General features: G+C 66.7%; 23 protein-coding genes. 10 read left to right on the forward strand and 13 right to left on the reverse strand.

Annotated features, from left to right (window positions below):
* Positions 1 to 9 precede the first annotated feature (9 nt).
* Positions 10 to 792, forward strand: coding sequence for an SDR family NAD(P)-dependent oxidoreductase (locus G6N42_RS11430; protein WP_163729699.1), 783 nt, complete (start codon positions 10 to 12; stop codon positions 790 to 792).
* A 3-nt stretch (positions 793 to 795) separates the two neighbouring features.
* Here the strand turns inward: G6N42_RS11430 and G6N42_RS11435 are convergent, their stop codons facing one another.
* The 3 genes from G6N42_RS11435 to G6N42_RS11445 are packed head-to-tail and all read right to left on the reverse strand — an operon-like array spanning position 796 to position 3,053.
* Entirely contained in the window at positions 796 to 1,608 is an 813-nt protein-coding gene (locus G6N42_RS11435; protein WP_163729700.1) for an SDR family NAD(P)-dependent oxidoreductase, read from the reverse strand.
* 9 nt (positions 1,609 to 1,617) lie between these two features.
* Positions 1,618 to 1,869, reverse strand: coding sequence for a ferredoxin (locus G6N42_RS11440; RefSeq protein WP_174262243.1), 252 nt, complete (start codon positions 1,867 to 1,869; stop codon positions 1,618 to 1,620).
* A 35-nt stretch (positions 1,870 to 1,904) separates the two neighbouring features.
* On the reverse strand, positions 1,905 to 3,053 hold the full coding sequence (locus G6N42_RS11445; RefSeq protein WP_163729702.1) for a 3-ketosteroid-9-alpha-monooxygenase, oxygenase component: 1,149 nt from the start codon (positions 3,051 to 3,053) through the stop codon (positions 1,905 to 1,907).
* Positions 3,054 to 3,153: 100 nt separating this feature from the next.
* On the opposite strand from G6N42_RS11445, the gene G6N42_RS11450 reads away from it, so the two are divergent.
* Positions 3,154 to 4,857, forward strand: coding sequence for a 3-ketosteroid-delta-1-dehydrogenase (locus G6N42_RS11450; RefSeq protein ID WP_163729703.1), 1,704 nt, complete (start codon positions 3,154 to 3,156; stop codon positions 4,855 to 4,857).
* On the opposite strand, the gene G6N42_RS11455 is transcribed toward G6N42_RS11450, so the two are convergent.
* A complete protein-coding gene (locus G6N42_RS11455) occupies positions 4,858 to 5,559 on the reverse strand; it encodes a PadR family transcriptional regulator (protein ID WP_232076121.1) in 702 nt (233 codons plus the stop codon).
* Positions 5,560 to 5,677: 118 nt separating this feature from the next.
* Here G6N42_RS11455 and G6N42_RS11460 point away from each other — a divergent pair, with 118 nt between their 5' ends.
* The 3 genes from G6N42_RS11460 to G6N42_RS11470 are packed head-to-tail and all read left to right on the forward strand — an operon-like array spanning position 5,678 to position 8,163.
* Positions 5,678 to 6,262, forward strand: a complete 585-nt coding sequence (locus G6N42_RS11460; RefSeq protein WP_163729704.1) for a PaaI family thioesterase — start codon at positions 5,678 to 5,680, stop codon at positions 6,260 to 6,262.
* Between the two features lie 31 nt (positions 6,263 to 6,293).
* On the forward strand, positions 6,294 to 7,100 hold the full coding sequence (locus G6N42_RS11465; RefSeq protein WP_163737348.1) for an SDR family NAD(P)-dependent oxidoreductase: 807 nt from the start codon (positions 6,294 to 6,296) through the stop codon (positions 7,098 to 7,100).
* Positions 7,101 to 7,110: 10 nt separating this feature from the next.
* On the forward strand, positions 7,111 to 8,163 hold the full coding sequence (locus G6N42_RS11470) for an NAD(P)H-dependent amine dehydrogenase family protein (protein ID WP_163729705.1): 1,053 nt from the start codon (positions 7,111 to 7,113) through the stop codon (positions 8,161 to 8,163).
* On the opposite strand, the gene G6N42_RS11475 is transcribed toward G6N42_RS11470, so the two are convergent.
* From G6N42_RS11475 to G6N42_RS11510, 8 genes are all read right to left on the reverse strand, one after another.
* Positions 8,160 to 8,996 (reverse strand): DegV family protein, encoded by an 837-nt coding sequence (locus G6N42_RS11475; protein WP_163729706.1) that lies wholly within the window; start codon positions 8,994 to 8,996, stop codon positions 8,160 to 8,162. The two genes, G6N42_RS11470 and G6N42_RS11475, sit on opposite strands and share 4 nt — an antisense overlap.
* Positions 8,987 to 9,715: a diglucosylglycerate octanoyltransferase gene (octT, locus tag G6N42_RS11480; RefSeq protein WP_163729707.1), complete on the reverse strand. Its 729-nt coding sequence runs from the start codon at positions 9,713 to 9,715 to the stop codon at positions 8,987 to 8,989. The genes G6N42_RS11475 and octT overlap by 10 nt, the downstream gene beginning before the upstream one ends.
* Complete coding sequence (gene gpgP / locus G6N42_RS11485) at positions 9,705 to 10,373, reverse strand: glucosyl-3-phosphoglycerate phosphatase (RefSeq protein WP_163729708.1); 669 nt, start codon at positions 10,371 to 10,373, stop codon at positions 9,705 to 9,707. The genes octT and gpgP overlap by 11 nt, the downstream gene beginning before the upstream one ends.
* Positions 10,370 to 10,771, reverse strand: coding sequence for a ribosome silencing factor (gene rsfS / locus G6N42_RS11490; RefSeq protein ID WP_163729709.1), 402 nt, complete (start codon positions 10,769 to 10,771; stop codon positions 10,370 to 10,372). The genes gpgP and rsfS overlap by 4 nt, the downstream gene beginning before the upstream one ends.
* Positions 10,768 to 11,388 (reverse strand): nicotinate-nucleotide adenylyltransferase, encoded by a 621-nt coding sequence (gene nadD / locus G6N42_RS11495; protein WP_286201663.1) that lies wholly within the window; start codon positions 11,386 to 11,388, stop codon positions 10,768 to 10,770. Before nadD ends, rsfS begins: the two co-directional genes overlap by 4 nt.
* Before the next feature lie 108 nt (positions 11,389 to 11,496).
* Entirely contained in the window at positions 11,497 to 12,945 is a 1,449-nt protein-coding gene (locus tag G6N42_RS11500; protein ID WP_163729711.1) for a vWA domain-containing protein, read from the reverse strand.
* Between the two features lie 10 nt (positions 12,946 to 12,955).
* Entirely contained in the window at positions 12,956 to 13,831 is an 876-nt protein-coding gene (locus tag G6N42_RS11505; protein WP_163729712.1) for an AAA family ATPase, read from the reverse strand.
* A gap of 14 nt (positions 13,832 to 13,845) precedes the next feature.
* Positions 13,846 to 15,117, reverse strand: a complete 1,272-nt coding sequence (locus G6N42_RS11510; RefSeq protein ID WP_163729713.1) for a glutamate-5-semialdehyde dehydrogenase — start codon at positions 15,115 to 15,117, stop codon at positions 13,846 to 13,848.
* A gap of 73 nt (positions 15,118 to 15,190) precedes the next feature.
* Here G6N42_RS11510 and G6N42_RS11515 point away from each other — a divergent pair, with 73 nt between their 5' ends.
* The 5 genes from G6N42_RS11515 to G6N42_RS11535 are packed head-to-tail and all read left to right on the forward strand — an operon-like array spanning position 15,191 to position 18,525.
* Positions 15,191 to 16,072, forward strand: coding sequence for a ribokinase (locus tag G6N42_RS11515; protein WP_163729714.1), 882 nt, complete (start codon positions 15,191 to 15,193; stop codon positions 16,070 to 16,072).
* Positions 16,069 to 16,893, forward strand: a complete 825-nt coding sequence (locus G6N42_RS11520; protein WP_163729715.1) for an enoyl-CoA hydratase/isomerase family protein — start codon at positions 16,069 to 16,071, stop codon at positions 16,891 to 16,893. Before G6N42_RS11515 ends, G6N42_RS11520 begins: the two co-directional genes overlap by 4 nt.
* A 57-nt stretch (positions 16,894 to 16,950) precedes the next feature.
* Positions 16,951 to 17,280 carry an ArsR/SmtB family transcription factor gene (locus G6N42_RS11525; protein ID WP_163729716.1) on the forward strand — a complete coding sequence of 110 codons (330 nt, stop codon included), beginning with the start codon at positions 16,951 to 16,953 and terminating at the stop codon, positions 17,278 to 17,280.
* A complete protein-coding gene (locus tag G6N42_RS11530) occupies positions 17,280 to 17,891 on the forward strand; it encodes a cation efflux transmembrane domain-containing protein (protein ID WP_163729717.1) in 612 nt (203 codons plus the stop codon). The genes G6N42_RS11525 and G6N42_RS11530 overlap by 1 nt, the downstream gene beginning before the upstream one ends.
* Before the next feature lie 31 nt (positions 17,892 to 17,922).
* Positions 17,923 to 18,525 (forward strand): methyltransferase family protein, encoded by a 603-nt coding sequence (locus tag G6N42_RS11535; RefSeq protein WP_163729718.1) that lies wholly within the window; start codon positions 17,923 to 17,925, stop codon positions 18,523 to 18,525.
* On the opposite strand, the gene G6N42_RS11540 is transcribed toward G6N42_RS11535, so the two are convergent.
* Positions 18,522 to 20,564 carry an NAD(+) synthase gene (locus G6N42_RS11540; protein WP_163729719.1) on the reverse strand — a complete coding sequence of 681 codons (2,043 nt, stop codon included), beginning with the start codon at positions 20,562 to 20,564 and terminating at the stop codon, positions 18,522 to 18,524. The two genes, G6N42_RS11535 and G6N42_RS11540, sit on opposite strands and share 4 nt — an antisense overlap.
* Between the last annotated feature and the right edge of the window lie 10 nt (positions 20,565 to 20,574).

Genomic DNA, 20,574 nt, shown 5'->3' on the forward strand with positions numbered 1-20,574 from the left:
GGAGCGATCATGCAGAGGTTCGATGACCGCCGGATCGTCATCACCGGTGCCGGCTCGGGTATCGGGCAGGCCACCGTCGCCCGTCTCCTCGAGGAGGGCGGCACAGTCGTCGCGATCGACGTCGCCGCCGAAGGGCTCGCGAGGACAACGGCTGCTGCCGAGGACGCGGGCACGGCGAAGCGATTGACGACCGCCGTCCTGGACATCTCCGACGAGGTTGCGGTTGGCAGCGAGGTCGCTGCCGCTGTCAACACCCTCGACGGGCTGGATGTGCTCGTCAATGCCGCGGCCATTCAGCTCTGTGCCCACACCCACGAACACACGCTGCACGACTGGAACACCACACTGGCGATCAACCTGACGGGCACGTTCCTGATGACGCGCGCTTCGCTTCCCGCGCTCATCGACTCCGGTCGCGGCGTGGTGGTCAACTTCACCTCCACCGCAGCCACTTTCGCGCATCCATACATGGCCGCGTACGCCGCGAGCAAGGGCGGCGTGCTGGCATTCACCCACGCACTGGCGCTGGAATACTCGAAACAGGGGCTTCGAGCGGTCAACATCCAGCCGGGTGGGGTGTCGACGGCGTTGGCCAACAGCACCCTCGACAAGATGCCCGAGGGATACGACTTGGCACTGTGGGCCAAGCAGACTCCGCTGCTGCACGGCAAGGAGAACGAAATCCTCGGCGACCCCAGCGCCGTCGCGGCCGTGATCGCGATGGTCGCCTCCGACGACGGAGCGTTCATCACCGGCACCGAGATCCGCGTCGACGGCGGCGCGCACGCCTGACGCTCAGCGCACCACCACCGAGCTGGGCTCGCGCGGTGCGCCCATCATGTCGCGGTGCGAGGGCGGCTGCCTGCCGTCCTCGTCGATGATGCCGTAGCGCTGCGCCATCTCGGCGCCGATGACGGTGTGGCCGGACAGCTCGGCGAGATCGGGATCGCGATACAGCGCGTCGATCACATGGCCGGTGAACTCAGGGGTTTCGGCATGCTCCGCCGTCTTGGCCAGCGCGTCCGGATGTCCGGCGAACGCACTGCGGAAGCGCTCGGTGAGCAGAATGCCCATCCAGATCGACACCGTGGCCACACCGGTACCACGGAAGTCGACCGCCATGTCGGCGGCCATCTTGTCCACGCCCGCTTTCTGGGCGCCGTACGCCGGGCCGTGCATGTAGCACACCGATCCCGGCGACGACGTGAACGCGATCAAAGCTCGGTCCCGCCGCACCAACAGCGGCGCGGCATACCAGGACGCCACATACGCCGACCGCAACCCGACGTCGAGCACGTCACCCAGCTCGAGTGGCTTCTCCCAGAACGGCTTTGGGCTGACCAGATCGTCGTGAATGGCCGCGGCGTTGTTCACCAACAGATCCAACCCGCCGTTTTCGTCGTCGACCCGCTTGAACAATGCGGCAACCGCATCGTCGTCGCGGTGGTCGACACTCACGGCGGTGCCGCCGTCGCCAGGATCAGTCACGGTCCTGCCGGTCAGATAGACCCGCCAACCGTCAGCTATCAGCGCGGAAGCGATGCCACGGCCGGCGCCGCGACTGGCACCGGTCACGACCGCCACCGGTGAATCGATGTGACCGCTCACGAGACGAGATTACGGTGCGGCGCGCACCGTCTCATCGACTATGGGCAATCGGCGCGCGGCCACCGCGTCGTGGATCGATTCCGTCAGCTCGGAGCAGGACAAGAACAGCGTGGGCCGGCCAGGAGTATCCAGTAGCGCGGCATTACGCCGCTGCGGGCAGCGAGCCATCGCGTCGGCGTCCCACTGCACGCTCGTCTGCTCCCAACTGCTCTTGCGGGCCAGTACTTCCGCACCGCATGTCCGGCACGCCACGGGCACCATCGGCACGTCGGCGAGCCGGTTGTCGGCCCGAAGGGTCACCCTGTCGCGCCCGAACGCTCGGCGATGTTCGCCTCGACTTCCTGCTGCCAGGCTTCGCGTGGGCGCGTGACATCGATCTCGTACTCGAACCGGTTTACCATGTCGGGTTCTACGTCGGCGAGGTCGACGTAGAACTGCTCGTACCACCGGCGCAACTGGTACACCGGCCCGTCCTCCTCGCACAGCAACGGGTTGTCGATGCGCACCTTGTTCTTCCAGATCTGCACGTCCTGCTCGAAGCCGACCTTGACCCAGTCGCCAAGCGCGATGGCGGCCTGCATTGCCGCTTCCTCGGGCAAGTGAGCCGACTTCTTAACGATGATTCCGTACTGCAGCACAAAGGAATTGGCATCGATCGGGTAATGGCAGTTGATGAGAATCGTCTTCTGGTCGTCGTTCTCGAAGTGGTAGGTCAGGTCGTCGATCATGAACGAGGGGCCGTAGTACGACGCCACTGAGGTCGTGCCGAGCAGTCGTGGCTGGCCTTCCGGATCCGGTATGTCCCCGCGAGAGCCGCTGTTCATGTACTGCGTCGCGAGGTGTCCTTCAAAAATGTTCTTGAACTGCGTCGGCATCGAGCCGTGGATGTAGAAGAAGTGCGCCATGTCCACGACGTTGTCGATGATCTCGCGGCAGTTGGTGTGAACGACGGTGGTGTACCAATGCCAGTCGGTCCAGTCGTCGCTCGCCGCACCCTCGATCCGGGGTATGGCGACTTCCGGCGGCGGCGGGTTGCGCTCGGGGTCGTTCCAGACGAACAGCATGCCGTCCTGTTCCAGGGTGGTCCACGTCGCGGTGCGGGCCAGCCTCGGCGTCCGCTTGCTGTAGGGCACCTTCTTGCATCGGCCGTCGCCGCCCCATCGCCAGTCGTGAAACGGGCAGGCGATCTCGTCGCCCTTCACGGTGCCCTGACTCAGATCCCCGCCCATGTGACGGCAGTAGCCGTCGAGCACGTTGATCTTGCCGTCGCCGCTGCGGAACACCACCAGCTTCTGGCCGAACGCGCTCACCGAGTGTGGCTCGCCGTCGCCGAAGTCCCTGATCAGACCCAGGCAGTGCCATCCGCGGGCAAATCGGGTCGGCGCTGCTGCGGCTTCGATCTGCCGAATCTCGTCGGTTTCTGCGGTCCCTGGCTGCAACGTCATGCCCTCGTTGTACGCCCGCGGCGCGGCTCGTGGCGCGAATCGTCCCGCTGGGAGGGAAGATCCTCCGCGACAGTGACCGCCCCGACCTACTGTCGAAGCCGTGACGACTGCTGCGCCTACCACCGTTCCCGCCGGGATGCCCCTGCGCGATACGTCCGTCGACCTGCTCGTGGTGGGATCGGGCACCGGCATGGCCGCCGCGCTGGCGGCCGCCGAGCACGGACTCAACGTGCTGATCGTCGAGAAATCGCCATACGTCGGCGGTTCCACCGCGAGGTCCGGCGGGGCCCTGTGGATTCCCGCGAGCCCGGTGCTCGAGGAGAACGGAGCCGGGGACACCGCGCAGAAGGCACGGACCTACCTGGACTCGGTCGTCGCCGGCACCGCTCCGCCGCAACGGTCAGCGGAGTTCGTCACCCACCTCGCGGCGACAGTCCAGATGCTGCGCCGCACCACGCCCATGCGGTTCACGTGGGCACGCGACTACTCCGACTACCACCCCGAGCAACCCGGGGGAAGTGCCGACGGGCGGACGTGTGAGTGCAGACCGTTCAACACCTCGCTTCTCGGCCGGTACCGCTCGTTGCTGCGCCCGGGGTTGATGGAGCCGACGATCCCGATGCCGACCACGAGTGCGGACTATCGCTGGATGAACCTGATGGTCCGGGTACCTCGAAAAGGCCTGCCGCTCATCGCCAAACGACTGGCTCAGGGCATCGGCGGCCTGATGCTCGGACGACGGTACACCGCAGGCGGACAGGCGCTGGCCGCAGGCTTGTTCGCAGGCGTCCTGCGCGCGGGCATCGGTGTGTGGACGCAGACCACGCTGGTGCGGCTGATCACCGACGGCGACCGGGTCACCGGAGCCGTCGTCACCCACAACGGACGCGAGGTCACCATCCAAGCACGGCGCGGCGTCGTGTTGGCCGCGGGCGGCTTCGACCACAACATGGACATGCGGTGGAAGTTCCAGTCCGAATCACTCGGCGAGCACACCAGCCTGGGTGCCGAGACCAACACCGGTGATGCGATCCGCATCGCTCAAGATGCTGGTGCCGCAATCGATCTGATGGATCAGGCGTGGTGGTTCCCTGCGGTGGCACCGGTGCCGGGGGGCGATCCGCTGGTCATGCTCGCCGAACGATCCCTGCCGGGCTCGCTGATCGTCGACCAGACGGGCCGGCGGTTCACCAATGAGTCGTCCGATTACATGTCGTTCGGCCAGTGCGTGCTCGAAAGGGAGCGTGCCGGTAACCCCGTCGAGTCCATGTGGATCGTTTTCGATCAGCAGTACCGCAACAGCTATGTCTTTGCCGCGGACCGCTTTCCGCGAATGAGTCTGCCGCAGTCGTGGTACGACGCGGGGATTGCCCACCGCTCCGACGATCTGGCCGAACTCGCGCGCATGATGAAGGTGCCCGAGGCGGAGTTCGTCGCCACCGTCGGCCGATTCAACGAGATGTCGCGCGCTGGACACGATTCCGACTTCGGTCGCGGACGCAGCGCGTATGACCGCTACTACGGCGACCCCACGATCACTCCGAACCCGAATCTGCGCCCGCTCGACCACGGCCCGTTCTATGCGGTCAAGATGGCGCTCAGCGACCTCGGTACGTGCGGCGGCCTGCGCGCCGACGAGCGCGCCCGGGTGCTGCGCGAAGACGGCACCGCCATCGCGGGGCTGTATGCGATCGGCAACACCGCCGCGAACGCGTTCGGCGCCACCTACCCCGGTGCGGGCGCGACGATCGCGCAGGGTCTGGTGTACGGATACATTGCCGCCCGCGACGCCGCCGCGACGTGATCACGCGTGGTCTGATGTCGCCGCCGGGGCGGCTCCGTCGTCGGCCTCGGCTTTCTTCTCGATCTCGTACCAGTATTCCGGTGCAGGCCAAGGGACTTTCGTTCGTCCACCGTCACCGACACGCGGGAACTCGGCCTCGGCCTCGTCGAGCTCCTTGATCATCTTCAGGGTCAGCTCGCGCTCGTTGGCGTAGTACCGCTCGGCCCAGTTCAGCGCTACTCGCGCATAGGCCCATGTCGTGTCGGCTCCCGCCCATTTGGCGTCCTTGGCCGCGCTGCGATGCATCTCGTCGGCGTAAGCCAGGTGTTCTTGCAGGATCTCGCGCAGCCTGGCGGGGTTGGTGAGGTGCCCCAGCGTCACCCGCAGCAGAGGACTGTGCTTGAGCACCGGCGGATCGAGCGGAGCGTCGTTTGCCCACCGGGTCACCGCCTCCATGCCCTCTTCAGTGATCTTGTACAGCCTGCGACTGCGAGGGCTGCCGTCGCTATCGACACGCGATGTCACGAAGCCGAGTTGCTCGAGCTTCTTGAGTTCGGAGTAGATCTGGCTGTACGCAGGGCTTCCGTAAAAGAACCGCATACTCCAATCGATCCACTTCCGGATGTCATATCCCGACAGCTCGTACTCGTACGACAGCATGCCCAATAGCGCCCAGCTGGTCGCCGCAAGGTTCGGCTTCCCCTGCTGGTCGCTGTCTTTCACCAGCTCAGACTAACAACCCAGGTCACACTCGAACGCGAACTGACCACTGGGCGGGAGACCTGGTTGCGGTCGGACTCCTCAAGGCTGAAAGTTGCGTGCACCGCGACTTGGGAAGGCGATGACAGAAACTCACGAACTGCTGACCGCGGCTGTGCGCCGTCTGATCGACGCCACCATCCGCACGGAAGTCGACTCGACCGCCATCGCAGCCGCAACCGAAAGGATCGAGGCGGCCACGGCGCATCTGAGCGAATCACTCCTACCGGGATCGTTCGGTGTGCAAACCGGACCGGACGGTCACCCGATCGCGTGGGGCAACGTCGTCATCGGGATCCGCAATCCCGTCGCGCCTCCCCTGGCTGTTCATCACGGCACGGACGGCGTGGTGCACACGGACTTCATTCTCGGCGCCGCCTACGAGGGGCCGCCGGGTCATGTCCACGGCGGTGTGTGCGCGATGATCCTCGACCACGTCCTCGGCGCCACCGCGCACCAGCCGGGTAAGCCCGCCGTCACCGGCACGCTGACGCTGCGCTACCTCCGCGGCACCCCCCTGGGGCGGCCGCTGCGCGCCCAGGCGCATGTCGAGCGCATCGAGGGTGCGAAAACGTTTGCCGTCGGCCACATCGCCGGCCCCGGTGGGATCACCGTCGAGGCGGAGGGCGTGTTCATCCATCCGAAGCGAGGTCGGGCAGATGGCTGACAATTCTGGTCCGACCCAGCAGTATCTGCCTATGGCACCTCTTCAGCGATACAACGATCGTCGAGTCCTGATCACCGGTGGCGGCTCCGGGATCGGTCAGGCGACCGTGCTGCGGATCCTGGACGAAGGCGGCCGGGTGGCGGCGGCGGACGTGAGCGAGTCCGGTTTGAAGGACACCGTCGCCAAGGCCGAACCGCACCGCGACCGGCTGACGGCGGTGGTCCTCGACGTCTCCAGTGAGGAGTCTGTGAAGCAGGGCGTGGCCCAGGCCGTCGAAGCGCTCGGAGGTCTCGACGCGCTGGTGAACGCGGCGGGGATATTGCGGTCGGTGCATTTTCTCGAAACCACGCTTGCCGATTTCGAACAGGTGCTGCGGATCAATCTGATCGGCACGTTCCTGATGACGCGAGAGGCCATCCCCGCGTTGCGCAACGGCACCGACCCTGCCGTCGTCAACTTCAGTTCCACCTCCGCGGCCTTCGCGCACCCCTACATGTCCGCCTACGCAGCGTCGAAGGGCGGGGTTCAAGCGATGACCCACACGCTCGCGCTGGAGTTCGCGAAGGAGCGGATCAGGTTCAACTCGGTTCAGCCCGGCTCGATCTCGTCCGGAATGACCGACGGCACCGGCGAATCCAAACAGAGCGTCGGTCCCGGACTGCCAGCCGACGCCGACTTCTCGCTGTTCGGCAAGATCATGCCGACCCTCCCGGTGGACGGCGGCGGCATGTTCGCCAGGCCGGACGCCGTCGCCGCTGTGGTGGCGATGCTCGCCTCCTCGGATGCCTATTTCGTGACGGGGACCGAGGTGCGAGTCGACGGCGGAACCCACATGTAACGTGCTTTCAATGACGACCCCCGAGCGGCCCCTCCGTGTGATTCAGTGGACCACGGGCAACATCGGCCGACGATCGCTGCACGCGATCATCGGCCGCGATGACATGGAACTCGTCGGCGTTTACGCCCACGGCGCGGACAAGGTGGGAGTCGACGCGGCCGAGCTGTCGGGCTGGCCCGAACCCACCGGCATCAAGGCCACCAACGACATCGCGGAGCTCATCGCGTTGGCACCCGACGCCTGTTGTTACAACCCGCTGTGGCCCAGCATCGATGAACTCGTCGCACTGCTCGAAGCCGGCGTGAACGTGTGCACCAGCGCCGCCTGGATCACCGGCGGCAAGCAGACACCCGAGGATCTGACGCGCATCCGGAAAGCTTGCGAGAAAGGCAATTCCACGATCTTCGGCAATGGCGCCCACCCGGGCATGACGAACATGGTGGGCATGGTGCTGTCAGGCTCGTGCGAGCGGGTCGACGAAATCCGGATCACCGAATCGGTCGACTGCTCGACGTACGAGTCGGCGGGAACGCAGACGGCGATGGGCTTCTCGCAGGACCCCGACACCCCGGGCCTGGCCGAGAGCGTGCGACGCGAGAGCGAGGTGTTCGCCGAATCCGCCGCGATGATGGCCGACGCCATCGGGGCCAAGCTCGACAGAATGACGTTCGACGTGACGTTCACGCCCGCGACCGGCGACAGCGATCTGGGATTCATGCAGATCCCCTCGGGCACCGTGGGCGGTGTCATGGGCTATCACCGCGGGTGGGTGGGCGACAAGAACGTCGTCAGCGTCGGATTCAACTGGATCATGGGCAGCCACGTCACCCCGCCCAAGCCGCTCGAACACGGTCACGTCATCCAGGTGTTCGGCCTGCCGAACATGCGCACGGTGCTGCACTGCCTGCCGCCCAAGGACTGGACCGAGCCCGGATTCATGGGCCTCGGCATGATCTACACGGCGATGCCGGTCACCAACGCCGTGCCCGCAGTCGTCGCGGCCGCACCGGGCATCGTCACGCTCAAGGACCTCCCGCCGGTCACCGGCCGGGTGGCCCGCTAATCGGCGGTCTGGACGACGACGCCGATGGCGCCGGCGCCGAGGTGAATCGCCAACACCGGGCCCATGTCGGTGACGGTGAGCGAGTCGATCTGCGGTAAGCGCGCGGTCAGCGCGGCGCCCATTTCGTCTGCGCCATCGTGATTGTCGACGTGGTGGACGGCGATCCTCGCGCCGCCCTCGCCGACGATCTCCGCGACCCGCTCGACCATGGCGGTGTGCGCCTTGGTGAGCGTGCGCACCCGCTGATCCAGCACGAGTCGACCGTCCACATCCAGACACAGCAGCGGCTTGAGCGACAGCGCCGTGCCCAGCCACGACGCCGCCGTGCCGATCCGCCCGCTGCGCCGCAAGTTGTCCAGTCGGTGCACAACGATGAACGCGTGAGTGCGCGGCACCGCCGAACGGGCTTCCGCCTCAACGGCTTCCAAATCCTCGCCGGCAGCTGCCGCGTCTGCCGCGGCGCACGCGACAAACCCGACCCCCATCGCCGCCGATCGCGAATTGACCACGCGGACCGAGGGGCCGAACTCGCGGGCCGCCTGCACCGCCGTGCTGAAGGTGCTCGACAGCGCGGCGGAGAGGTGGACTGCGACGACACCGTCTCCGTTGCTGTCGGCCAGCGCCTGCCGGTACGCCTCGGTCAGCGCCGCCGGCGATGCCCCCGAAGTAGTCGCGCGCGGTCGGTCGTGAATGTCGTTGGGCACGTCGTCGATACCGTCACGCAGATCGGCGCCGTCAACCAGTACATGCAGCGGCACCTGACGGATGTTGTTCTGCTTCAGCTCATCTGCCGTCAGACGGGATGACGAGTCCGTCACGACGATCACGGACATGCCACGCCGGCCTCCGCGAGCGCCTTGAGCATCAGGTCGGCCACGGCCTGGTGCGCTTCGAAATTCCAATGGATGCCATCTGGATTCCCCCGGCCGCTCATGACCTCGTCGCCGACGGCGGCCTTCAGGTCGACGAGGGGAATGCCGTGTTCGGCCGCCCATGCGGTGATCGCCTTCACCGTGCCTTCGCGGCCGTGGTGCGCCTTTCCGTAGGTCTCGGCGATGTGCACCGAAGGCAACGACGCCACCACCGGGATTCCGGGACGGTTGAAATCGATGGCGCCACGCGTCATCTCGAGGTATTCGACTGACACGTGGGGCGGCAGCGCCGCACGGGACACCGGCGAGAGGCGCGGCTGAAGCCAGCCGTACCCATCGCGCGCCCAGCGCCGCAGCCACGCCGGACGGATGTACCGGATCAGCTCGCGCAGCGCGGTGGGCAGCGGCGACGGCAGCGAATCCATCCCACATGTCGCGAACACCACCGCACCCGCACGCGGCAGCGCCGCCCAGGCCCGCGGGTCCTGGGTGGCGGCCCACCACACGTCGCGGCAGGTCCAGCCGATCCGGCCGATGAGCTCGACATCCCAATCAAGCTGTGCAGCAACGATATTAGGCCATATACGTGGGTCGTCGGACGGCAGCCCGCCGGTCGGGCCGTAGTACGACAGCGAGTCGCAGAACAGCAGCAGCGTCGGGCGGACGGGATCAGAGGACATCGTTGGCAACCTGCGCCGAGGCGTTCCACACGTCGAGCCGCCAGCGAATGTCCGTTGGCGCGGCGTCGACGTCGCTGTGCGCGGACAACTGCACCCAGCTGCAGTTGCCCATGCCGCCGAGGATCGGCCAATTGTCGACGGGCAAACCGAGCAATCCAGCGGTCAGCGCGGCGATCAGCCCGCCGTGAGCGACGAGCACCACCGGCCGTTCCGGATCGTCGACACCCCAATCCGCATGCTCGGCGAGCAGCTCGTTCACCAGCGGCATGCTGCGCGCGGCCACGTCGACCCGGCTCTCTCCGCCATGCGGTGCCCAGCGGGCGTCTTCGCGCCACGCCAGCCGGGCGCCCGGCGCCTGGGCGTCGACCTCGAGATGCGTCAACCCCTGCCAGTCGCCGAGGTGCGTCTCGCGAAGCCGGGTGTCCAATTGCACTGGCATTCCGGCGCGCTCCCCCAGGCTGACCGCGGTGTCCAGCGCCCGTCGCAGGTCAGAGGACACGATGAGCAACGGCTGCCGCTTGGCCAGCACCTCGGCCGCGGCAACGGCCTGATCCCGGCCCAGATCGGACAGTTCGGTGTCCAGTTGGCCCTGCATGCGGCTGCCCGCGTTGTACTCGGTCTGCCCGTGACGCAGCATGACCAGTCGGCGGATCCTCACGAGTCGGATTCCTCCGCTCTTCGCGCAAGCGGCTCATCGGATTCCAGATCCACCGCGATGACGGGGCAGTCACGCCACAGCCGATCGAGGGCATAGAAATCGCGCTCGTCCTGATGCTGGATGTGCACAACGATGTCGACGAAATCGAGCAGCGTCCACCGTCCCTCGCGGCCGCCTTCCCGCCGGGCCGGCTTGTGCCCCGCCAGCCGCATCTTCTCCTCGACCTCGTCGACGATCGCGTTGACCTGCCGCTCGTTGGACGCCGACGCGATGACGAAGCAGTCGGTGATGACCAGCTGCCCCGAAACGTCGATCACGGTGACGTCCTCGGCGAGCTTGGACGACGCCGCCCGCGCGGCCACCGTCGCCATGTCGATCGCCTCTTGGGATGCGCTCATCGGGGGGACTCCTCCGCCAACGAATTGGCCTCGTACAGCTTGCGTTTGGCCACGTACTGCACCACACCGTCGGGCACCAGATACCAGATGGGCCTGCCCTTTTCGGCGCGCCTACGGCAGTCGGTCGACGAGATCGCCAGCGCGGGAACCTCCACGAGGCTCAGCGCTTCAGGCGGCAGCTCGGCCATGGCCGCCTTGATGTGCTGACCGTCGAGCTCGTAACCGGGCCGGCTGACTCCGACGAATTTGGCGATGGAGAACATCTCCTCCCAGTTCTGCCAGGACAGAATCGACGCCAGCGCGTCGGCTCCGGTGATGAAGTACAGGTCCGCGTCCGGGTTGAGCGCACGCAGGTCGCGCAGGGTGTCCTTGGTGTAGGTCGGACCGCCGCGGTCGATGTCGACGCGGCTGACCGAGAACCTCGGGTTCGACGCGGTGGCGATGACGGTCATCAAATAGCGGTCCTCGGCGGCGGTGACGTGGCGGTGATGCTTCTGCCACGGCTGACCGGTCGGGACGAAAACCACCTCATCGAGCTCGAACAAGTCGGTGACCTCGCTTGCTGCGACCAGGTGGCCGTTGTGGATGGGATCGAACGTCCCACCCATCACGCCCAGCCTGCGTCGCGAAACCACGATTGACCAGCTTACTTCCCGCGTCGAGCGTGGGCTTGACGCACGGTTTCGGCCGACAAAGTGTGCGGGTAACCCACGTTCGCGCCGACCCTAGACCGGCAGCAGCGCATCGATGACCGAGGCGAGCTGCTTGGCGGACCGACATTCGTGCATCGTGATGACGTCCTGATAGCGCGGCACCGCCGAGTCGCCGCTGCCCCATAGGTGCCGCGGCTCGGGGTTGAGCCAGTGCGCGTGCCGGCTGGAGTTGACCATGTGCGCCAGCAGCTCGATCTCGGGGTTGCGATAGTTGTTGCGCCCGTCGCCGAGCACCAGCAGGGAGCTGCGCGGCGACAGCACATTCGGCCAGGTGTTCATGAACGAGGCGAACGCGTGCCCGTAGTCGGAGTGGCCGTCGCGGGTGTACACCCCGGCTTCGCGGGTGATCCGCTGCACAGCGACCGCCAGGTCGGCGTCCGGCCCGAACAACTCGGTCACCTCGTCGGTGGTGTCGATGAACGCGAAGACCCGAACCCGGGAGAACTGCTGGCGCAGCGCGTGCACGAGCATCAACGTGAAATGACTGAAACCGGCAACCGACCCGGATACGTCGCACAGCACCACCAGTTCGGGCCGCGCCGGATGCGGCTTCTTGAGCACCACGTCGATCGGCACGCCGCCGGTGGACATCGATTTGCGCAGTGTTTTGCGCAGATCGATCTCACCCTGTCGCGCCCGGCGCCGCCGGGCGGCCAGCCGGGTCGCCAGCGTACGCGCCAGCGGCTTCACGACGCGTTGCATCTGACGCAGCTGTTCGCCTGAGGCACGCAGGAACTCGACGTTCTCCGCGAGCTGCGGCACGCCGTACATCTGCACGTGGTCGCGGCCCAGCTGTTCAGCGGTGCGACGTTTCGTTTCCGCCTCGACCATTCGACGCAGTTGATTGATGCGTTGCGCCGCCATCGCTTTGGCGATCTGCTCCTGGGTTGGCGTCGGTTCGTCGCCGTAGGGGGCGAGCAGGCCGGCCAGCAGCCGGCCTTCCAGGTCGTCGAGGTTCATGGCCTTGAGCGCCTGATAGGACGAATAAGACGGGCCGCGGCTGGAGTTGTACCGCCCGTGCGCCTCGACGATCTGGGCGATCATCCGCTGGAGCCGCTCGTCCAGATTGGCCAGATCCTCGTTGGCTTCCAATAGGTCCAACAGCGCCTGCCGCATGGCGTCGACATCCTCGGGCGGCAATCCCTCGGGCTCGCCGCCCGTTTCGTCGTCATCGTCGACGAAGACGGTCTTCGCGCCCAGCGCCGCGGGAAACCACAGATCGAACATCGCGTCGTAGGTCTCGCGGTGATCGGGGCGGCGCAGCACCGCGCATGCAAGTCCCTCGCGCAGCTGTTCCCGGCTCTGCAGCCCCAGTACCGACATCACCCGCCCGGCATCGACGGTTTCCGACGGACCCACCGAAATCCCCTGCCCGCGCAGCGCTTCCACGAACTCGACCAGGTGGCCGGGTATTCCGTGCGGCGCCAACGGCTGCGGTGGGCGGGTTCGGCGGACTGCCATCAGTTCTCTCCTAGTTCAGGCGTAGCTCGCCGGAGGCTTTGATCTGATCGGACTGGTGTTTGAGCACCACTCCGAGAGTCGCCGCGATGGTCGCATCGCTGATCGTGTCCAGCCCCAGTGCCAGCAAGGTGCGGGCCCAGTCGATGGTCTCGGCCACCGAGGGGAGCTTCTTGAGCTGCATACCGCGCAGCACGCCGATGATGCGGACCAGTTCCTCGGCGAGGTGTTCGGGCAGTTCGGGCACGCGGGACAACAGGATGCGCCGTTCCAGCTCGGCATCGGGAAAGTCGATGTGCAGGAACAGACACCGGCGCTTGAGCGCCTCTGACAGTTCACGAGTGGCATTGGAGGTCAGCACGACGAACGGTTTGCGCTCGGCGACGATGGTGCCCAGTTCGGGCACCGTCACCGCGAAGTCGCTGAGCACCTCCAGCAGCAGGCCCTCGATCTCGATGTCCGCCTTGTCCGTCTCGTCGATTAGCAGCACCGTCGGCTCGGTGCGTCGGATCGCGGTCAGTAGCGGACGCGTCAGCAGGAACTCTTCGCTGAACACATCGGTTTTGGTCTGGTCCCAGTCACCGGAGCCGGCCTGGATGCGCAGGATCTGCTTGGCGTGGTTCCACTCGTACAGCGCGCGGGCCTCGTCGACGCCCTCGTAGCACTGCAGCCGCACCAGACCTGAGCCGGTCGCCTGCGCGACCGCGCGGGCCAGTTCGGTCTTACCCACACCGGCGGGACCTTCGACCAACAACGGCTTGCCCAGCCGGTCGGCAAGGAATACCGCTGTGGCGGTTGCGGTGTCGGGAAGGTAGCCCGTCTCGGCGAGCTTCTTGCCGACATCGTCGATGTCTGCGAACAACGGTGCTGGGCGCGCGGGGACGCTCACTCGGCTACTCCTAATCAGGCGGGACGGGTCTGGCCGTCGCCCCACACAATCCACTTGGTCGATGTCAGTTCTGGCAGGCCCATCGGACCCCTGGCGTGCAGCTTCTGGGTCGAGATGCCGATCTCGGCGCCGAACCCGAACTGCTCGCCGTCGGTGAACGCCGTCGATGCGTTCACCATCACCGCCGCGGCGTCCACCTGCTCTGTGAACCGTTGTGCAGCAGCAAGATTGGTTGTCACGATGGCTTCGGTGTGACCGGTGCCGTATTCGTTGACGTGCTCGATCGCGGCGTCGAGACCGTCGACCACCGCGACCGCGATGTCCATCGACAGGAACTCCGCTCGAAGTTCGTCGTCCGACGGATTCTCGTGCAGCGTGACGCCAGCGTCGCGCAGCGCTTTCGTCAGCCGCGGCAGCGCGGTGTCGGCGATCGCGGCGTCGATCAACAGCGATTCGGCGGCATTGCACACGCTGGGCCTGCGCGTCTTGGCGTTGAGCAGAATGCGTTCGGCAACATCGAGATCGGCCGATTCGTGCACGTACACATGACAATTGCCGACACCGGTCTCGATGGTGGGGACCATCGCGTCGCGCACCACGGCGTCGATCAGCCCTGCTCCCCCACGCGGGATCACGACGTCGACGAGACCGCGGGCCTGGATCAGATGCGTGACGCTGGCGCGGTCGGCGCTGGGAAGCAGCTGCACGACGTCGGGTTCGAGCCCCTCACCGACCATCGCTGCCCGCAGCGCGGTGACGAGCGCTTCGTTGGACTGGGCCGCCGACGAGCTTCCGCGCAGCAGCGCCGAATTGCCGGACTTCAGCGTCAACCCGAACGCGTCGACGGTGACGTTCGGCCTGCCTTCATAGACGATGCCGACCACGCCGAGCGGGACGCGCTGCTGGCGCAACTGCAGGCCGTTGGGCAGCGTGCGCCCGCGCAGCACCTCGCCGATGGGGTCGGGCAGCCCGGCGACCTGTCGCAGTCCGGCGGCGATGCCGTCCACACGCTGAGGATTCAGCGCGAGCCTGTCGAGCATGGCCTCCGGTGTGCCTGCGGCTCTGGCAGCCTCGAGATCGCGCTCGTTGGCGGCGAGGATCTCGTGCACCCGCGCAAGCACCGCGTCTGCCGCGGCATGCAGCGCGCGGTTCTTGGTTTCGGTGGACAGCGTGGCCAGGGTGCGGGCGGCGACGCGGGCCCGGCGGGCGGCGTCGTGGACCTGCGAGCGCAAGTCGGACCCAGGCCCATCTGTCACTTCACTCCAGGCTGCAGCCTGCACACTCATTGAGCCAGCGTATCGAACCTCTCTGGGCAGTTCGACACGTGTCAGGTAGCGGGCCTGGGCTAGCTTGGCTGTTATGGCCGCACGGGTCTGTGTTGTGGGCAGTGTCAACGCCGATCTGACGTTCACCGTGAACGCGTTACCGCGGCCCGGCCAAACGGTGCTGGCGTCCGCACTGCTGTCCTCACCAGGGGGCAAGGGCGGAAATCAGGCGGTGGCCGCGGCGCGCGCGGCCGCATCGGTGCAGCTTGTCGCCGCTCTCGGTAGCGACGCGACCGCCGAGCAGTTGCGCGCGCACCTGTCCGCGAACGACGTAGGGCTCGACGGGCTGGTGTCGGTGGCCGGGCCCAGCGGCACGGCGGCCATCGTGGTGGACGCCGCGGCCGAGAACAACATCGTGGTCGCCCCCGGCGCCAACGCCAAGTTGTCTGTCGACTCCGCCGACGTCCAGGCAGTCATCGCCGACAGCGATGTCGTTCTGCTGCAGCTGGAGATCCCGATCGCCACCGCGATCGCTGCCGCACGCGTCGCCCGGGCCGCCGGCGCGACAGTCATCGTCAACGCCTCCCCGTCCGGCGCGCGGCCGCACGATCTGCTCGCACTGTCCGAACTGGCCGACGTCGTCGTCGTCAACGAAGCGGAAGCTCGTGAATGGCACTGGCCCGTCGCCCATCTTGTGATCACCCGCGGCAGGCGAGGCGCGAGTTACCTCGGCGAGGACGAACGCTTCGATGTCCCCGCGCCGCGGGTCACGCCCGTCGACACCACGGGTGCGGGCGACGTATTCGCCGGCGTGCTGGCCGCCGGCTGGCCGACCGGCCACGAGGTCGCCCTGCGCCGGGCATGCGCGGCCGGGGCACTGTCGACGCTGGTGCCGGGCGCGGGCGACTGCGCGCCGTACGCCGAGGCCATCGATGATGCGGTTTCCAACAGAAAAGCGAGCGAGGGACATTTATGACGAAGACCGGGCCACCGCGGCCACCCGAGGGCGACTGGCTGGGCACCCCGTACCTGCGCTTCACCCGTGAGGGTGCGTTCGGGGTGTGCACGCTGGACCGGCCCGAGGCACGCAACGCGATGACACCCGCGATGTACTTCGGTATTCGGTACGCGGTCAGGCACGTCGACGCCGACCCGGATCTGGCCGGCTTGCTGATCACCGGCACCGGTGACGTGTTCGCCCCCGGCGGCGACATGGGCGGCGGCGACGGCAGCGACGATTGGCTGACGTTCGGTTCGGCGCTTGGCATGGACGTCACGCCGTTCGAGACGCTGCGCCAGTCGGTGAAGCCCGTGGTCTCGGCGGTGAACGGGTTGTGTCAGGGCGGCGGGTTGCAGATCGCGCTGTGCAGTGACATGACGGTGGTGAGCGATCGGGCGACGTTCCGAGTACCCGAGCTGCTGCGCGGCATCGCCGACACGTACTACAGCCAGATGCTGGCGCGCCTCATCGGCCCGGTCCGCACCCGCGATCTGATGTTCACCGGCCGCACGCTGACCGCGCAGGAGGCCCACGAGTGGGGCATGGTCGCGCGGATCGTCCCGCACGACGAGCTCCTCGATTCCGCCCGCGAAGTGCTCGGTCAATGCTGCCGGACCGCACCCGCGGCCAGGGGCTTGGTCAAGTCCAGCCTGGACAACTACCTGGGACTGTTCGACCGCATCGGCATGCAGGCCGGCCTGTCCGGGCCCGAGGCCCTGGAGGGCTTCATGTCGTTCAAGGAGCGGCGTTCGCCCAACTGGGTGCACCCCGACCTGCGCCTCGACGGCCGCCTCTAGACGCGATTTAATAGTTCAGGGTTTTCTGAATACAGAATCTGATGTACCGTCAGTCCCATGCAGGCGGTGACTCACAGCGACGCGCTCTCACGCTTCGGATACGCACTGTCCGATCCGACCCGCGCCGAAATCCTGTTGATGCTGCGCGACGCGCCCGGTTACCCGTCCGACCTGGCCGACAAGATCGGGGTGTCGCGTCAGATCCTGTCCAACCACCTCGCCTGCCTGCGCGGCTGCGGTCTGGTGGTCGCCCAACCCGAGGGCAGGCGTAGCCGCTACGAATTGGCCGACAAGCGGATCGCGCACGCCCTCGACGATCTGGTCGGCCTGGTCCTCGCCGTCGATCCGGCGTGCTGCCCGGCCGCCGAAACCGACGACTGCTGCTGATGACCGCCCTGACCGAGGCGCGGCGGGCAGTGCTTACCCGTCGGATCCGACTTCTGGTGGCCGCCACCATCGCCTACAACGTGGTCGAGGCGGTGGTGGCGCTGGCCGAAGGCACCAGAGTGTCGTCCTCGGCGCTCATCGGATTCGGCCTCGACTCCGTTGTCGAGATCTCGTCGGCGGCTGCGGTCGCGTGGCAGTTCTCGGCCGCCGACCCGGAAGCGCGGGAGAAGACGGCGCTGCGCTTCATCGCGTTCTCGTTCTTCGCGCTCGCGGCCTACGTCACCGTCGACGCGGTGCGCGCATTGGCCGGCATCGGTGAGGCGCGCCCGTCGACCGTCGGCATCGTGCTTGCCGCGCTCAGCCTGGCAATCATGCCGGTACTGTCATTGACCCAACGGCGCGCCGGCCGTGAGCTCGGATCGCTCTCAGCCGTAGCGGATTCCAAGCAGACACTGCTCTGCACCTACCTGTCGGCGATTCTGCTGGCCGGTCTGCTGCTCAACAGCGTGCTCGGCTGGTCGTGGGCCGACCCCGTCGCAGCGCTCGGTATCGCCGCGATCGCCGTGCGCGAAGGCGTCAACGCCTGGCGCGGAGACCCATGCTGTCCATGAACGTCCTGAAAGGACCCGAATTAAAATGGTCATGCCCACCATCGCGCTGGTGCTCTTCGCGGTGTTCGCGCTACTCGGATTCGGTTGGCGCAGTTGGGAACAGCGGCGGCGCACCGGATCCACCGGATTCCGCGGCATCAGCGGCCGCCCCGGATCGGTCGAGTGGTTCGCCGGAGTGGGATTCATCATCTCCATGGGTATCGCGGTCTTCGCGCCCATCCTGCAGATGCTCCGCGTGGTCGCGCCGGTGAATTTCCTGCACGCGCCGTGGATCCAAATCACGGGCGCCGTCATCGCCGTGATCGGTATCGCCACCACCGTGTACGCGCAGCTGGACATGGGTGACTCGTGGCGGATCGGCGTCGACAAGAGCGAGACGACGACACTGGTGCGCACCGGCGTCTTCGGGTGGGTGCGCAACCCGATCTTCACCGCGATGATGACGTTTGGCCTCGGACTCGCCCTGATCACACCGAATCCGGTCGCCGTCATCGGATTCGCTCTGCTGATCGTCACGATCGAGCTTCAGGTGCGCGTGGTCGAGGAGCCCTACCTGCTGACCGCGCACGGCGAGGCCTATCGCGATTACCTCGCTGCTGTCGGCCGGTTCATCCCCGGAGTGGGACGCACTTAGTCCTCGGGGATCTCGCGTTCGATCTCGTCGAGCCAGATGCGCGCCGACATGTCCGACGGCGCCCGCCAGTCACCCCGCGGTGACAGCGATCCACCGTGCGACACCTTCGGCCCGTTGGGCAGCGCCGACCGTTTGAATTGAGAGAAGGAGTAGTACCGCTGCGCAAACACCTGCAGCCAGTGACGAATCTCCTTCAGCGAGTAAGCGGGCCGCTTGTCCATCGGGAAGCCGGACGGCCAGTCGCCGCGCTCAGGATCACTCCACGCGTGCCACGCCATGAATGCGATCTTCGATGGCCTGAACCCGTAACGCAGCACGCTGAACAGCGAAAAGTCCTGCAGCACATACGGTCCGACTTTGGCCTCGCTGCTCTGAATCTCCTCGTCCTCACCGCTGGGCACCAGTTCCGGTGTGATCTCGGTGTCGAGAACCGACTGCAGCACCTCGTTCACGGTGTCGTCGAATTGGTTCGACGAGATGACCCACCGGATCAAATGCTGAATCAGTGTCTTGGGCACTCCGCCGTTGACGTTGTAATGCGACATCTGGTCGCCGACGCCGTAGGTAGACCAGCCGAGTGCGAGCTCGGAGAGATCGCCTGTGCCCAGCACGATTCCGCCGCGTTGGTTGGCCAACCGAAACAGGTAGTCGGTGCGAAGACCGGCCTGCACGTTCTCGAAGGTGACGTCGTAGACCTTCTCACCACGCGCAAACGGATGATCCATCTCCTTGAGCATCAACTCCGCCGTTGACTTGATGTCGATCTCGGCAAACGTGACTCCGAGTGCATCCGCGAGCCGGCTGGCATTGTTCTTGGTGTGCTCACCGGTCGCGAAGCCGGGCAGCGTGAACGCGAGAATGTCACTACGTGGGCGGTTTTCGCGATCCATGGCGCGGGCGGCGACGATCAGCGCGTGCGTCGAGTCCAGTCCGCCGGAGAGTCCGAGCACCACCTTGGGGTAGTTCAGTGCGCGCAGCCGCTGCTCCAGTCCGGCGACCTGAATGTTGTATGCCTCGTAGCAGTCGTGTTCCAGCCGTGTGGGATCCGCGGGCACGAACGGGAAGCGCTCCACCTCGCGGAGCAAACCGATGTCCTCGGCAGGCGGATCGAGCGTGAACTCCACCCTCCGGAACGACTCGGGGGTGATGCCCTGATGGATGCGGTTGTCGTCGAACGTGCCCATCCGCAGCCGCTCGGAGCGAATCAGTTCCAGGTCGACGTCGGCCGTGGATCGGCGCTCTCCCTTGGGAAAGCGCTCGGACTGCGCGAGGCAGACACCGTTCTCCCACACCATGGTCTGGCCGTCCCAGGCCAGGTCCGTGGTCGATTCGCCTTCACCGGCCGCGGCGTAGACGTACGCGGCGAGGCAGCGCGCCGACGCGGAGCGGGCCAGCAGGCAGCGGTCATCGGCACGGCCGATCGTGATGGGGCTGCCGGACAGGTTGGCCAGCACCGTCGCACCCGCAAGCGCGGCCTTCGCGCTCGGCGGCACAGGCACGAACATGTCCTCGCAGATCTCGACGTGCAGGACGAAGCCAGGTATGTCGGTTGCCGTGAACAACAGGTCGGGTCCGAATGGCACATCCGCGTCGCCCATCCGGATCGCGCCGCGCACCAGATCGCCGGCGGCTATCTGACGCTTCTCATAGAACTCGCGATAGGTCGGCAGGTAGGACTTGGGCGCGACGCCGAGCACGCGGCCGCGATGGATCACGACCGCGGTGTTGTAGATCCGGTGCGCGTAGCGCAGCGGTGCGCCCACCACGAGGACGGGCAGCAGATCGCCCGACGCCGCCGTGATGTCCAGCAACGCATCCTCGACCGCGTCCAGCAGGGTGTCCTGCAGCAGGATGTCCTCGATCGAGTATCCCGACAACGTCAGCTCCGGGAACACCGCCAGGCCGACCCCGTCGTCGTGACAGCCCCGCGCGATCCGCAGCACCGACTCCGCGTTGGCGGCGGGGTCGGCGAGGGTCGTCTGGTGGGTACAGGCGGCAACACGGAAGAAGCCCTGCCCGTACGCCGAGTAGAAATCCATGGTTCATTGT

Origin of the sequence: Mycobacterium gallinarum (assembly GCF_010726765.1) — a bacterium.
GTDB classification, from domain to species: domain Bacteria; phylum Actinomycetota; class Actinomycetes; order Mycobacteriales; family Mycobacteriaceae; genus Mycobacterium; species Mycobacterium gallinarum.